13 protein-coding genes are annotated in these 14,100 nt (G+C 61.5%); 5 read left to right on the top strand and 8 right to left on the bottom strand.

Translation table 11 applies throughout. The annotated features are described in order from the left end of the window. Positions 1 to 33: 33 nt before the first annotated feature. The 5 genes from WIMU1_RS24595 to WIMU1_RS24615 all read right to left on the bottom strand — a co-directional run bounded on the left by WIMU1_RS24595 (position 34) and on the right by WIMU1_RS24615 (position 4,874). Positions 34 to 315 carry a type II toxin-antitoxin system RelE/ParE family toxin gene (locus WIMU1_RS24595; protein WP_023957688.1) on the bottom strand — a complete coding sequence of 94 codons (282 nt, stop codon included), beginning with the start codon at positions 313 to 315 and terminating at the stop codon, positions 34 to 36. A gap of 128 nt (positions 316 to 443) precedes the next feature. Further along, positions 444 to 2,072 (bottom strand): ParB/RepB/Spo0J family partition protein, encoded by a 1,629-nt coding sequence (locus WIMU1_RS24600; RefSeq protein ID WP_062801062.1) that lies wholly within the window; start codon positions 2,070 to 2,072, stop codon positions 444 to 446. A gap of 88 nt (positions 2,073 to 2,160) precedes the next feature. Next, positions 2,161 to 2,520: a hypothetical protein gene (locus tag WIMU1_RS24605; RefSeq protein WP_062801064.1), complete on the bottom strand. Its 360-nt coding sequence runs from the start codon at positions 2,518 to 2,520 to the stop codon at positions 2,161 to 2,163. Then, positions 2,517 to 2,711: a hypothetical protein gene (locus tag WIMU1_RS24610; protein ID WP_062801066.1), complete on the bottom strand. Its 195-nt coding sequence runs from the start codon at positions 2,709 to 2,711 to the stop codon at positions 2,517 to 2,519. The genes WIMU1_RS24605 and WIMU1_RS24610 overlap by 4 nt, the downstream gene beginning before the upstream one ends. 498 nt (positions 2,712 to 3,209) lie before the next feature. Further along, positions 3,210 to 4,874 (bottom strand): TetR family transcriptional regulator, encoded by a 1,665-nt coding sequence (locus WIMU1_RS24615; RefSeq protein WP_084248548.1) that lies wholly within the window; start codon positions 4,872 to 4,874, stop codon positions 3,210 to 3,212. Positions 4,875 to 5,039: 165 nt separating this feature from the next. On the opposite strand from WIMU1_RS24615, the gene WIMU1_RS24620 reads away from it, so the two are divergent. From WIMU1_RS24620 to WIMU1_RS24635, 3 genes are all read left to right on the top strand, one after another. Continuing rightward, positions 5,040 to 5,597: a hypothetical protein gene (locus WIMU1_RS24620; protein WP_062801069.1), complete on the top strand. Its 558-nt coding sequence runs from the start codon at positions 5,040 to 5,042 to the stop codon at positions 5,595 to 5,597. 1,410 nt (positions 5,598 to 7,007) lie between these two features. Continuing rightward, complete coding sequence (locus WIMU1_RS24625) at positions 7,008 to 7,427, top strand: ParB N-terminal domain-containing protein (RefSeq protein WP_062801071.1); 420 nt, start codon at positions 7,008 to 7,010, stop codon at positions 7,425 to 7,427. A 655-nt stretch (positions 7,428 to 8,082) separates the two neighbouring features. Beyond that, entirely contained in the window at positions 8,083 to 10,143 is a 2,061-nt protein-coding gene (locus WIMU1_RS24635) for a DUF262 domain-containing protein (RefSeq protein WP_062801082.1), read from the top strand. 396 nt (positions 10,144 to 10,539) lie between these two features. Here the strand turns inward: WIMU1_RS24635 and WIMU1_RS24640 are convergent, their stop codons facing one another. Both WIMU1_RS24640 and WIMU1_RS24645 read right to left on the bottom strand, forming a co-directional pair. Next, on the bottom strand, positions 10,540 to 11,112 hold the full coding sequence (locus WIMU1_RS24640) for a DUF4352 domain-containing protein (RefSeq protein ID WP_307715689.1): 573 nt from the start codon (positions 11,110 to 11,112) through the stop codon (positions 10,540 to 10,542). 232 nt (positions 11,113 to 11,344) lie between these two features. After that, positions 11,345 to 12,136: a hypothetical protein gene (locus WIMU1_RS24645; RefSeq protein ID WP_062801077.1), complete on the bottom strand. Its 792-nt coding sequence runs from the start codon at positions 12,134 to 12,136 to the stop codon at positions 11,345 to 11,347. 310 nt (positions 12,137 to 12,446) lie between these two features. On the opposite strand from WIMU1_RS24645, the gene WIMU1_RS24650 reads away from it, so the two are divergent. Next, the gene (locus WIMU1_RS24650) at positions 12,447 to 13,049 is read left to right on the top strand and encodes a sigma-70 family RNA polymerase sigma factor (RefSeq protein ID WP_245969319.1); all 603 of its coding nucleotides are present in this window, start codon (positions 12,447 to 12,449) and stop codon (positions 13,047 to 13,049) included. Here the strand turns inward: WIMU1_RS24650 and WIMU1_RS24655 are convergent. Continuing rightward, positions 13,046 to 13,426 (bottom strand): histone-like nucleoid-structuring protein Lsr2, encoded by a 381-nt coding sequence (locus WIMU1_RS24655; RefSeq protein WP_084248549.1) that lies wholly within the window; start codon positions 13,424 to 13,426, stop codon positions 13,046 to 13,048. The two genes, WIMU1_RS24650 and WIMU1_RS24655, sit on opposite strands and share 4 nt — an antisense overlap. Positions 13,427 to 13,617: 191 nt before the next feature. Between WIMU1_RS24655 and WIMU1_RS24660 the strand changes: the two genes are divergently transcribed. After that, entirely contained in the window at positions 13,618 to 14,031 is a 414-nt protein-coding gene (locus WIMU1_RS24660) for an STAS domain-containing protein (protein WP_062801078.1), read from the top strand. Positions 14,032 to 14,100: the final 69 nt, after the last annotated feature.

Here is a 14,100-nt window from a genome sequence, read left to right on the forward strand (position 1 = left end):
TAGTCGTTCTTGGTGTGTTGGTGTGGTTTTGGGTTAGTGGTAGTCGACTATTTCAACGTCGGCGGGTCCGTGTGCAGTCCAGGTAAAACAGATTCGCCACTGCTGGTTGATGCGAATGCTGTGCTGCCCGGCCCGGTCGCCTTTGAGCGCTTCGAGTCGGTTCCCCGGCGGGATCCGCAAATCTGACACCCGGTCGGCGGCGTGCAGGGCCAGGAGTTTGCGGTAGGCGCGCTGTTGCAGGTCCGGGTCGAACTTCTTGACCACTTCCCGCCGCCACACCTTCTCGGTTCGAGAGTCGTGGAAGGACTGGATCACCCCTCCAGTGTAACGCGTACCGTTACAGGGGTCAAGTGATGGATGGTCTCGGGTCGGGCGCTGGTCGACCGTCCCAACGCAGGCGGGGGCGGGGCAGGTGGTGCCCACCCGCCCCGCCCCAAACCTGTCTAGCTGATGTTGATGTCGTCGGCGTTCATGTCGCCGGTGACCACTTTTTCGATGTCGGACAGGGCGTATCCGAACGCTTCGGTGAGGAATGTCAGGTAGCGGGTGCGTCCTTCGCCGATGCTGCGCAGGTATTCGTGGCCACCGCGCCAGGCGTCCTTGGGCAGGTTCGCCTCGTGCGCGGCGCACGTGATCGCCAAGGCGATCAGCTGCGCGCGTTCGCCGGTGGCTCCGTCGAGCGCTTCGATGGGGCCGCCGCCGAGCAGGTCGGCTGCGATCTCCTTGGCGTTGGCGTCCTGGCGTGCGGCGTTGTACAGATCGGCGTTGTGCCACATCGTGGTTGCCAGAAACGCCGCGACCACAGCGGCCTTACCCTTGGGCAGGGTTTTACGGCCGAAGGCCTCGGTCAGCTTGTCCCGGCGCACCGTCTGCGCCGCCACACCCAACTTGTTGAGCGTCTTGACCTTGCGTCGTTCGCGGGTCTCGGCGTCTTTGTGGGCCTGCTCGGCCTCGGTCAGCGGCCGATCTTTCGGGGTGCTCTTTTTGCTTGACCGGTTCTGCTGGTCCCACTCCCACGCGGTCAGTAATCCGGCCTCTTCGTAGCAGCGGTGAAACCACACCACCTCAGCCGTGCAGCTCTCGGTCCGGGTCACTGTGCGCGGATCGTGGTAGCCCTCTTCGGGCTTGAGGTCGGCGTCTTCTTCACCGTCGAGGTCCCAGTCGATGTCGTCGCGGTCGAGTGCGACTCCTTCGGCGCTGGTGTACTCGGTCCGCCACCGCGCCGACAGGAGCGCGAGCAGGTGATCGGGGTCAAGATCGGCCACGGCGGCTTTGCTGCCTTCGGCGTCGACGAGCTGATCGAGGCGGCGGTAGCCGCTGACAACGTCGCTCCGGTCGGTGGTGGCGATAAAGCCCTGGGCGGTCAGTTCATCGCGAGCGGCCCTGATCGCGGCGCGTGCCGGTGCGGTCTCCTTGAGCTCGGCGGCTTTGTGGTCGAACCGGCCCTCGGCAGCGGCGGCGACCAGCTCGGCCACGGCCTCGGGATCGTCGTCGTACTCGGCCAAGATCATGCCCTGGTCCAGGGTGAGGTTCGCGGCATCGACCGCGCTGCGGGCGGTCTGGGAGGCTGCGGTGGCCAGCGCTGCATCGACGGTTCTTTTGTTGGTGTGCAGCGATTTGGCGATCTTGGTGGCCGACAAGCCGGTCAAGGACAGTTGCTCGACCGCTGCAGCCTTCTCCGATGCTTTGAGGTCGGCGCGGGCTTCGTTGGCGATGACCTGGTCGATGATGCGGCGGCGGGTCCGCTCGGTGTCGTCGCTCTCGGCCTGATCGGCCGCGACCACATAGACCGGGATCGATGTCAGACCGGCCTCACGGGCGGCGAGCATCCGGCGTTGGCCGTCTCGGACCTTCACGGTGCCATCGGCGTCACGGACGGCGTACAGCGGCAACCGGACACCGGTAGCGATCGAGGCGATGAAGTCTTTGCCCAGCACCGGATCGGTGCGCACGTTGTCATCCAGGACCAGCTCGGCCGGGTCGATATGCAGCAGCTCCCCGGTAGCGGCGGTGATGGTCTCGACAGCAGTGGTCTCGGCGTCGGGGGTGATGGTGGCGGTGTTGTTTCCCATGGTGTTTTCTCCTATTGTGTGAGAGAAGCAACCGGGCCGAGTAACAGTCGGCCCGGCTGCTTTTCTTTATGGGCCAGAAGCGGTTTCGCTATCTGGGGTTTGTGGGGGTGTGGTCGACGGGGTTGGTGTCGGCGTCGGCGAGCATGCAGGCGGCGATCACGCGCACGTTCGACAGTCGGGCGGCTTCGTCCAAATGTTTGGTGGCTTCGGTGTGCCACGCGGCGCGCTGGTTCGGGTGGGTGGTCGATTCGCCCTGACGGATGTACATCGCGGCCTCGGCGGTTTCCCGTTCAATGGCCTCATCCAGGGCGGTGGCCCACTCTTCGGCCTGGGCATTCATGGCCTCGTGGAAGCTGATTCCGCGTAAACCGGCCATCATGCGGACCGCTGCCAGGTTCGGGGTTGCGACGGTCAGGGCGTCGAGTTCGGTGTAGGTGTCGATGCTCATGGGGCGCGCTCCTTGTCAGTGGGTGAAGTGGGGGGGTCGATGACGGTGGCGGCGGCTACATGGGCTTCGGGGCTGGTAACCGCGAGGTCGAACAGGACGAACTTGGTGTCGTCGTCGAGATCGGTGTAGGCCGGATCACCGGGCATTTTCGTGTGGTTGTAGACGTGCTTCATCGCGGGCGTTCGGGTCATAGAACATGGCGTGCCTCCCTTGTGTTGTCGTGTCCGCCAGCTTTTTTGCCCTTCTGGCAAGGGAGATAAAGACCGGCTCAGGAGGACAGAGCACAAGATGTGGGCGGGAAGTTTTTCAGGGAGCGCAGCGAGTGCGGGTTGAAAAAGTTTCCGAGTCGGCAGGCCGGAGCGCAGCGGAGCCAGGTCTTGTGCGGCGGACGACGCCGGTCATGATCGGACGGCCAGAAGGGCAAAAGGGCTCTCTGGCCGATAGGCCGGTGTCACTGCGCGCCGCAGGCGCATCCGAGTAGGTGACCGCGCAGCGGGCAAACAAAAGGCCGGCCACCACGGGGGAGTGTGGTGGCCGGCCAGGGGGAGGGGCCCGGTCGTGAGGACGCTGGGAGCTGGTTGTGCGGGAGCTGCGCTAGGTCGCGGTAGGGCTCGGTGTCGCGGAAGCCCTGGCTTTAGGTCCCCTTTGCGCCGAACGCGAGCAACTGTTTTGCGACCCGGTCTCCCGGGCTAGTCAAACCGCAGGCTGGTCAGATACACGTCTTCGGTGGGTTGAATTTTCTCCACCGTGGCCGCGCGGATACCGGCGACGGTGCGCAGGGTGTCGAGGAATGGCTCAAGCTCTCGTAGCATCTCGGATGCCTCGCTTGCCGTTGGTCGTCTTCCGGTGACCATTCCAAGCGAGAGTTGGTTCACGAGAGCGGTGTTGAGTTTTCCTTGGTGGAGCACAGCCCAGGGCTTTGGCTGTTCGGAGTCTTCTGGCTCCAAGCGTTCGATCATTTCTTGCCGCGCCTGTCGGGCCCGGCTAGCAAGGACGGCTGCAGATCCCACGACCAGGGCGAACCGCTGCGCGGTCCGGTAGTACTCCATTGCGGCGGGCCGCAGATCACTTGGCGTGACGTTGAAAAGTGCTGTTGTCGGGTAAAGCGCTCCTATGTCTGCCGGTCGAGAGTCGTTGACGTCCGCGATGTCTCTTAGAAAGTCGGCGAGAAGTACCTGCCCGACGACTCCGTACCCAGTGAGCAGGATGAGATCGGGGAGGTGGAGCGCACTGGCGCTGGTGATGTCACCTGAGTTCCTGTCCACAAGTGTAATCATCGTGGCGAGTCCCCGGCTTGCCGTTGCCGCTTCGGTCGAGTCTTGTGCGCGCAGGTTGTCTAGCAGCCGATCTCGCAGTTCGGTGAGTTCTTCGTCGTCGCCGTTGTCTTGCAGGATCTGTCGGTACGCAAGCTGCGTTCCACACAGCCGAGTGACGAAGGGGATGAGAATCCGAGGAGGGAGCGTTTTGCCTGCATTGGCGGAATCGACCAGGGTTCGTGCCATGGCAAGGGCGGCATCAATTTCGGCGGGGACGTCATCTTGGATTAGTGCTTGAGCTCGGGCACGGTGGTACTCGGCGGCAGCCGCGGTCAGCGGTTGGTTCAGTTTCTTCTCGTACACGGACTCTTTCCGCTTGTTCTCGGCCACAGCATGAAGGTGAGCGACGACATCGCGTGTGGCTCTCAGGTAGAGCAGTTCATCTGGCTCCGGTCCGACAGCGTCACTTGCCGCCTGAGCCAACCGTCTAGCGGCATCAGCTGCGATGCGGGCGAGTTGTGCTCCCAGTGCGTAATGCCGTGAGCGGTCGGCGTCCAGGTGCTCCAGCCCTCGCTCAGCGACTTGTCGTGCCTCCAGTGTTGTCGATGGATCCTTGGGCAACTGCAACAATCGGTACGACAGATAGCAACACGTTGTCGCAAGCAGGTAGTTCTCCTCCGGATGTGTTGCAACGCAATCGGCGTAGATGCTCCGTGTTGCTTCGACAGATTGGGAGATGTTCACATCAGCCAGACTTCGTAAGACCCGAACCTGATTGGTGACATACTCTCGGCTGTCTCGAGCTGCTGCGTACCCTTTGCCTGTTTGGAGGCGACGGGGAACGGCACGACCCGCCGCCGCACGCTCGTCGGCGACCGCGGCGAATACCTCTTCCATGCTTGCGAACTGCCGCTTGACAGTGTTCACCGAGACGCCCGCTCGCCGTGCGAAGTCCTTCATCGTCACGGAGAACTCTCCGGCTTCTACCAACCCCTCAGCCATCTCCAGGATGATGTGGCGGCTCTGGCGTTTACGTGTCTCAGCCGCACGCGCGCGCGCTTCGTCACGATTCTTCGAGCTGGATTCCATGCGATCCATCACCGTCCTTGTGAGAAGAGTCCAGTGACGTCAAGGGTAGCCCAGTGTCCATATGGACACCAAGCGTCCGGTGATGTTCGATCGCGTCCAACGTATTCCCAGCGCCGCGTGCCCGTGCTTATAGTCGATTTGCCCCCCGAAAGACCTTATGTAGCAGGAGGATCAATGATCACCAAGTTCATTTCACACGAGTACTCGCCTAGCTCGTTTGCAGAGTCGGCGGCCAAAACGGATGTTCCGCACCAGCGGGTCTCGCCATCGACGTCCGCTCCGCGGCGGACCTTTGCTGCGGTGACCGCGTTCTTGTTCGCAGCGCTCATCCTCATGGGAGTCACAGGCACTGGCGTTGCCAATGCGGTCGAGAGCGGCCCCGGCCACGGCGTTGGGCAGCGCGACCTTCTCCTCGACGGAGACGAGACCGCTCGAGCAGCCAGCGGCGACGTCTGGGCAGCGTACTCGTACTGCGTTGATGGCGGAATCATCGCGCAGTACGGGTTGACTTGGTCTGTTATCGGCGGTGGCGCTGGAACAGCCCTGGCTGCGGCATCGTTTGGCGTGAGCATTCCTGTAGCGACCGGAGTCGGCGGATTCAGTGGCACTCTGGCCGCCTCAATCAGCTGCACCGGCATGGTGATCGACGCTGCCAAGAAGGCTCAGAGTCAGGGAAAGTGGGCCGGTCTGACATTCGCAGCCCCTGGTGGCGGCTGGAGCTGGACGTACTGATCGAACTCGGCACGACGAGTGCCCCCGACCGCGAGGGTCGGGGGCACTCGTGTTGTCCAGGCCGTGCCACGAGCACTGCGCGACGCATGCACGTTGTTCGACGCCAGGCGGGTACGAATTTGAGATGCTCTGTCCATGACCGATGATTACCGGCCCCCGGATGCCGAGATCCCAGTGCCGGTAGGAACTGGGGTGAGCGTAATACCTTCCGGCGGTGGCGTGAGACCGAATTCGTGGTCGAAGACCCTGGACCGCTGCCCGCCGACGCAGCGGTGCAGCTAGATCAATCCACCACTATCCGGCCACGTCGCTACGCGATCGCCCTCGACAACGGCAATCTCCTCTTCCTCCGTGGGCGGTCGACCACACGTTGTCGGAAAACACTGCCCCCCAGGTCGTGGGGTTTGAGGTGATCGCGAAGTTGCAGGAATCGACGCGGGTCACCAAGACCGAGGCTGACATCTTCGCCGAATTACGGCCGCGAACCCATCGACTCCATCGCAGGTGACAATCCCGGCGAGCTGGCGGATAATTAGGGTCAGGATGACCACGATGACAACCACTGAACGAACCCGGCAAGCGGGAAGCGGCGACCACTCGCGCCCGCTGCCCGCCGCGCCGCCGCACGCATGGTCCTCGCCGCTGATAAGGCCGCCGGTCGCGATATCGACCCGCGCATGGCCCCGGCCGCCGAGGGGTGCGACAAAGCTGACTGGCATGGTCACGTCACGGAGGTCAAGATATGAGTCGCAAAACCGGTTACACCCCCGAGCAGCGCGCCGCTGTCACACGGGTCCAGTGCCTGACAGCTCAGATCTCGCGCCTGGACCGCACCAGCCGTACGCGCCAGCTAACCCCGCACGAACGCCAGACGAGGCGCACCTACGTCAATGAACGCGACCAGCTAAAACGTGCGTTACCGACTGGGTGGGGCGCTCTCTCGCGCACTTCACCCCAGGTGCAGGCGGCTGCATCGCACCAAGTCGCCGGCCCCGCCCAGGTTGTCAGTGGAGGGCTACCCGGATCGGCGCGGCGCCACTGATCTACCGGCGAATAGGTGCCCAAGATTGAGGGTCTAGATCGACGGGCCCCGGCCAGGACGATTCATTGTGAGATTCACCGCGCAGTTCGGCGAGCGCCCAGTGCGGGCAACCCTGCCCGACATCCACATACCTACAGGGATTGATCCCTGAGCGCATCGCATGTGCTATCCAGGAAGCCAGATAGGACCGCGCTAGCACAGGAGTTTTAGGTGACACGGATCTTCGACAACATCACCTCATCTCTGGGCAGTCACTTACGCGACCGATAGTATTCCCGGCGTGTCGCGCCGCGAATCGGCAGCGTCTGACTGAGTTCGTCGACGTCTACACGTCGTAACGAGGTCCGAGTGCAACATTAGGAGAGCTGGTGGTCGACACAGACGGGCCGGAAGATACTTTGGAGCTCGTCTCCCTCGCGATGACCTACCGCATCTGCCAGGACAAAGACTATGACTCCACTCTTTCGAACGTCGAGGACGGTTACGGCGTCAGCGAAGATGCCGAGTGCTGGGAGATGAAGGCCATCCTCACCTCGAAGATCAACCCATCACAACTAGCGGACGATTCAGGTGACGCCCGGGGTGAAGCGAAGATCGAGGCAATTCGGTCGAGCATTCGGGATGGAGTGCATCTTTCGCCCGTATTCGTCATTCATGAGCCCGATTCGGACTACCCGTATCGGCTCATCGAGGGCCGCCACCGGTACAACGCGCGCCACCGCGAGGCCTCGAAAGAAGTACTTGCATGGGTTGCGCACTTTGACTGCTGTGGCAGCGACGGCTGGTGAGGGCGGCCGGGTGCCCGCGCAAATAGGCACACGACCGAAAGCGCCGAAAACGGAAGATCCGGAATACCCGCAGTGTTGGGCGGGCGAGCATCCACTAGTCAGCGTCGAGATTGACTGTCTTTGAGGGATGGTCTCGGTCGGTCAATGGGCGGTAGGCATCGTTTGACCAGGTCAACTCGCCTGTTCTGACGCGTTCGTACTTTCGGAGTTGAGCGGATGTGGTCGTTTCGATCAGAAGCCCGTTCGCTACAAATCCAACGCTGAGCCACTGGCCTGTGTCGGCGCGTCGGGCGATGAAACGGCGAGCTCTGCCTGTCGACGGCAGGTGTTCCGAGGCTGCCAGAACTACCTCGAGTTTGGACCCGGCGGCATCGGGAGTTGACTCTGGGGTGGCGAAATGCTGACAGCTTCTCCAGATCGCGAACACTATTGAACAGTACCCGCACTGGGGCTTTCCGGCTCGAATATGGGGAGTCTCCACGCGACGCGCGCAGTCGGCCCCGATCGTAGCCGTCATGTTCTCGCTCTGACCCCCAGACGCCCGGTAAAAGGTGCGCAAATCGAACAGCTGGGCGACGGCTCGATGACAAGCCTGCCGCTTGGTGTACCTCCGTTAAGGTGAGTTCAGGATTCGTCTGAGCCGGAGGTAGTGATAGTGGTCGCCGCGCGTGAAACCAGTCTTCTTCCGATCCTCGAGGGCTCCAAGCAGTACCGTGTGCCGCTGTACCAGCGGCCCTACAAGTGGGGTAAACCACAGCTCAAGACGTTATGGGACGACGTTGTCCAACTAGCAGGCGACCGACAAGCCGACCTCACCGCAACGCATTTCATGGGTTCGCTGGTACTGGCGCCCAGCCCGGGCGACGTGACCTCGGTTTTTGTTCATCACCTGGTCGTGGACGGTCAACAGCGACTAACTACGCTGACGCTCCTGCTGTGCGCAATTCGCGACGCCTATAAGGCCAGGGATCCCGAGAGCGTCGATGCACGACGCATCCAAGATCAACTACTGACGAATCAGTACCGGACTGGCGATGATCATTATAAGTTGGTCCCGACCCAGGCTGATCGCGCATCGTACGTCGCGGTGGTGAACGGTAGTGCCGGGGCCGGCGGTGATGACGCTGTTGGCGAGGCCTACAGGTTCTTCTCTGCCCGTTTGAACGGGCTCGTGTCTGATGCGTCCACCGACAACGTCATCTCCCTTGCCCAAGTCGAGGAAGCGGTCAATAGCGGAATTTCAGTGGTCCTGATTCAGACAGATCTTCGCGATAACGTGCATCGGATCTTTGAGAGCCTCAACAACACTGGTCTCAAATTGAGCCAGGCTGATCTGATTCGAAACTACCTATTTATGCGTATGCCCACCAAAGGGCAGCTCGTTTACGAGCAGTATTGGAAACCTCTCCAAGACATGCTTCCCGGCGGGCAGCTAGAGACGTTCTTCTGGCTTGATCTACTCAGAGCAAATGTCCGCGCTAAAATTAATGACACTTACTCAGGGCAACAACGTCAACTTGAACGTCTGAAGTCAGAGGAAGAGATCGTCGCCGAAACCAAACGTTTTTACGACTTGGGCTCTCTTTATCATCTAATTGTTCATCCACAGAGCGAAACGGATCCGGCAGTCCGCTTCCGTCTCCAACGCATGGATGCCTGGGGGTCGGCGACCCCGGCCCCCCTGCTACTTCATTTTCTCGCCGAACGGGCTGCGGGCAGGGCAACCAGCGACGAGGTTGCCCGAGCAATTCACGTGGTCGAGTCGTATATCGTCCGCCGGTTCATCAGTGCGACGAGGTCGCAAGGCCTGAACCGAATCCTCGCGCAAGCCGTTGCAGAGATGGACTCGGAGTCGTCTCTACCGGAAGCAGTCCATACCTACCTGTCGGCAGGACGCAAGCATTTTGCTGGGGACGCGCAGATTAGAGCGGCCGTTGGGACCACTGCCTACTACTTAAACGGCCGACCCGGCCACCGCAAGCTTGTCTTGATGTGGTTGGAGGATTCCTTTGGCAGCAACGAGCCTGTCGATCTTTCTGCAGCCTCGATCGAACATGTCATGCCGCAAACACTTTCGAGTGCGTGGCTCGAGGAACTCGGCGCAGACGTGGGCGACGATGATGTGGCTGAAGTGCACGCGCGACTTGTCCACACCCTTGGCAATCTGACCTTAAGTGGCTACAACACGTCGATGAGTAACAAGCCGTTCGACACCAAGAAGGTTGAGCTCAGAAAAACAGGTGTCCGCTTAAGCCAAGAGATCGCTGAAAAGGACCACTGGGGACCGACCGAGATTGGTGAACGGGCATTCAGCCTCGCGGAGCGGATCATCAGCTACTGGCCGGGCCCAGGGGAGCAGACCAACACAGAAGAACCCAACGAGGTCTGGCTCAAACTTGAGGCTGTACTGGCGGAAGTACCGACCGGGCGATGGACTACGTACGGCGACCTCGCCACAATCTTGGGCACGGCAGCACAACCTATCGGCAACCGGTTGGCATCGACTAAAACCCCCAATGCTCACCGCGTACTAAAGCGAGGGGGGGTAGTAGCAGAGAAGTTCGCATGGGTGGACGCTGCCGACAGCCGAGATCCAAGGAACCTTCTCGAAGAAGAGGGCATACAATTCGACGCAAACGGACGCGCTGAAGCCGCCCAAAAACTCACACTGGAGGAAATAGCCGACCTCGCCAACGACGAAATCGACGACCACTAAGGGTTCCTTGCACGTCCTTGAACAGGGACGGCCGCAGGGCTTTTCGGTTCGGCGTCAGGCCAGCCGAGTCGGCCAACGGGCCACGCGTCAGCTGTCACACTCGGAAGTCAGTTTTTTAGTTAAGCGCGGCGTTCGGCGGAGTGTTCCTCGCACAGGTTCACCACCCGAGATTGCAAACGCGGCGCTGTTCCGGCACCGGGGCCAACGTAGGTCGATGGGGGCGGCCGCACTCGCGTGCCCGAAGTTATTCGGGCGACCAGCGTTACGTCGTGGTGTGGATCGGAGAGCTGCGCGTCGACGGCTGCGGCAAGAACCTGATGTTGGCACACGCTCAACGGTGTCGGTCGGGATGCCGCGACCAACTACGACCGCGGCACCCCGTAGGAAGCACCTCAGCTATGCCAAGCCGACCTTGACCCCTCCAGAAAACATGGAGTCGTGTAACTCCACCTGGGCGGGTGTCGCGTCGGTGGGCATGTCGAACACCAGTTGAATATTCACTGTGTTGCCGGGATTGATTTTGTCCCAGACAGGGATGTCTGAGGTGGACCCTGCGATCATCGCGGTGGTGTTCACCTCAAACTCTCGACCTTGTGCGTCGATAAGTTTTTGGTCCGTGGGGCTAAACGATTGCGCTTTGTCCCCAATGTTTTTCACTGTCACATCAACGAGGACAAACTGGCCCGATGCTTGCTCCGTGAAGTATGGGTTGTCGCCAACTTCGGTCACTCCGGGTTGGTAGCCGGTGACGACGAACTCGAACTTGCCGTCACGCGCAGGGGCGTTCAGTCCCACGGTGTCGCCACGATCCGCGGCCGGAGCTGACGTGGTCGCCGCCTGCTCCTGGGTGGCTGCGTTATTTTGCGATGTTTGTGCAGTCGTTGCAGATGCCGGATCGGACTCTTTCTTGTCGTCTCCGCCGCCGGTCGCCAGCGCAATGATGATTAGCAACACAACGATGCCGCCCACGATGAACGGCCATTTCTTCCGCTTCTTGGCGGGCGGAGGGGGAGGGGACCAACTGGGAGCGCCGCCTTGGTAGGGCTGTTGCGGACCCTGGCCTGGCTGGCCGTACGGGCCTGGCGCATTGTTGCCGCCGGGAGGGGGAGGGTACGTCATTTTTTGTCCTTTGCATAGCGATAGTCAGTGTGTACGACGGAACTTTCCTCCCCGCTGGAGCAATTCCGTGAGTTCGAAAAACCTAGCCGACCAGACCGACAAGATCCCCGGTCAGGTCTGCGATGCCTACCCCGGAGAGGCTGCCCGCCCCGCCGGCATTCTCGTCAGGAGAGTCCGGCGACGTACCGACAACCGGGAAGCGGATTTCCTTGGTGAGGGCGCTTTCCCATTTGTTTCCCAGGGTCCACGCGCGCACGTAGTATTCCGTCGCGGTTCGGTCAGTGACTGGGCAGTCGAAGGTCCACTCGCCGCTTCTGATGTTTTTGCCTTCGAAGGTTGAGCCCGCGGTGGTGCCGTCGACCGGCCCGCACTCGACCTGGACGCGGCCCGCTCTCGGAACGAATGCACTCAAATGGACGGAAACTGTGCTGTTCCGCTGTGCCGCAGGAACCTCGCCGATCTTGACGTCACTCGGGGTGAACACGACAGTCGTGGTCTCGTGATCGGCCAGCGTCTTTCCGCTCGGATCATCCCCGTACGCAGAAAGCTTCATCGCACCCAACACCTCAGGGGTCAGTGTGAAGCTGGCGGCACCGTTGACAGGCGCCTTCTGCAGGGCCTCTCCAGAGGGTCGTGGAACGACCCGCCCGTTCACATCCGTACCGTAGATATTGATGTAGCCATAGTTTGACTCTGGAGTAATCTGGGCGGTGAGAGTCAACGATGCTCCCATTTCCACAGTCGCAGGAACGTTCTGGAGTTCAATCGCATACGTCAGAGCCGATGCGGGGGATGCTGAAAAGCCGAATGCGACTGCTGCGATCGCGGTGACGATCGATGACGCCCGCACAATGCGGTACGCGCTTGTCTTCATGGAAATCCTTGCCGAGAGTGAGGGATAAGAGATCGCGTCAGGCGACGGATCCGGACATTACCTAACCTCTGCGACTGCGAGACCGGCGGAGTCAATGGCCCAGACTCGACACCAAAAATCAGTAGTTCGTTTGTACGACAGGCTTTCTGCGTTGGCGATCCCTACCCTTCCGTGGCCAATTCGGCGCACATTGGTGTGCAGCAATGCGATCGTTATCGGCGACGTGACACAACTCGGTCTTCACCTCGGACATGCATGGGTGTTTGTGTGGCGTGGGTAACGCACGAGCAGTCGATGTCGATATCTAGGTGTGACCGCAGAGACCCTCGGCATCTCCTCAGCTCAGAGTGATGATTGGGCGCTGCTGTTGCGGGACGTGGGCGAGGGCGACGCTGCCGCGTTCGACCGCCTCTATCGGGCGACTCGGCCGCGTCTTTATGGGCTGGTCTTTAAGACGGTGCGCGACGCCGGGTACACCGAGGAAGTCCTGCAAGAGGTGTACCTCGAGGTGTGGCAGAAAGCGCACCTGCACTCACCGGTCATGGGCAGGCCGTTGTCGTGGTTGATGATGATCTGTCACCGGCGTGCTGTCGACCGGGTCCGGTCCGAGGAGCGCCACAAACGTCGCACCGAAGCGTTCGCCGTACTGGCGGCCGGTGCTGCAGACGCCGTGGCCGCCGACGAACCGGTGCTGGTGCGTGAGGAGCACCGTGAGGTACGCCGACACGTAGCCGCGCTCAGCGCCCTGCAACGGCAGAGCATCACGTTGGTGTACTTCGCTGGCCTCACCCACACACAGGGCGCACAGCGACTCAACGTTCCGGTGCCGACGTTCAAAAGCCGCCTTCGAGACGGGCTCGTCCGGCTACGTGGGCTGCACGCCGACAGCGACCGCGAGGACGTCTGCGCTTAGCGGTCGCCGGCCTGCTCGTAGTAGGCGGCCACAATGTGTTTCGCGATGCGTCCGCGGTCGCCGATGCTGCCATATCCGTGGTCGCGGGCCCATGCACGAATGACCGGACGGTCGCCGGCATCGTCGACGGAACCGTTACTGCCAGCGGCTCGGCGAGGGGCCGACCCGGACCGCCGCCGGCCGCCCACCCGGGTCGACTTACTCAGCAGCGTCGTGACAGCCATCTTGCCGTTCTCGATCTTCTCGAGATTGGTTGTGCTGGTGTCAAAGACGTAGTCGACGCCTCGCCATGACCACTCGATCGTGTTCAGATCATCAATCTCGATGGGCTTGCCATCGAGATCATCAACGAACTCCACGACCGTCTTCTTCGCCATAAACTAAAGATAGCCAATGTCAGCCGACCGCGCCCAACCAAAAAGACATTCCGTCTAAACTGTCGGGTCGTGTCCCAACCGGTAATGACAGCGGTTTGTTGCTTATTCGGGGCTACCGCCACTGATCACACTTGCGAACAATGGCCCCGTACGATGACGGTCGCTGTAGAACGCAAATAGAAGGAGAGCTCGTGCACGTAGACAAAGCCGTCGAACTCTCCACCAGCGACAGTGCCACCGCTACGGGCAATGATGCGTTGTCGATCCTCACCGTCGAGCGCGACAACATCGCAATCCTCACTGTGCACGGCAGCCTTGACCTACTCACCGCCACGCACCTCGCCACGGCGGTAGGCGACGCGCTTGAAAGTCAACCGCACGGTGTGATCATCGACCTCACCGCCACCGAGTTTCTGGCCTCCGCCGGAATGACTGCACTGGTCGCCGCCTACGAGGCGACCACCCCAGCACCCTTTGGTGTCGTCGCCGCCGGGCCCTCCACCGCCCGCCCCCTCAAGCTGGTCGGACTTGACCACACATTCGCCCTCTACCCGACCCTGGACGAAGCACTCGCCGCCACAGCGGCCGCCTCACCGAACCCATAACCAGACTTATCCGCCCTATCCGCGTGCCCACATCCGCCACATGACATGCCTCGCGCACGGTCCGGGGAC

The organism is Williamsia muralis NBRC 105860, assembly GCF_001598915.1.
In the GTDB taxonomy this organism is placed as follows: domain Bacteria; phylum Actinomycetota; class Actinomycetes; order Mycobacteriales; family Mycobacteriaceae; genus Williamsia; species Williamsia muralis.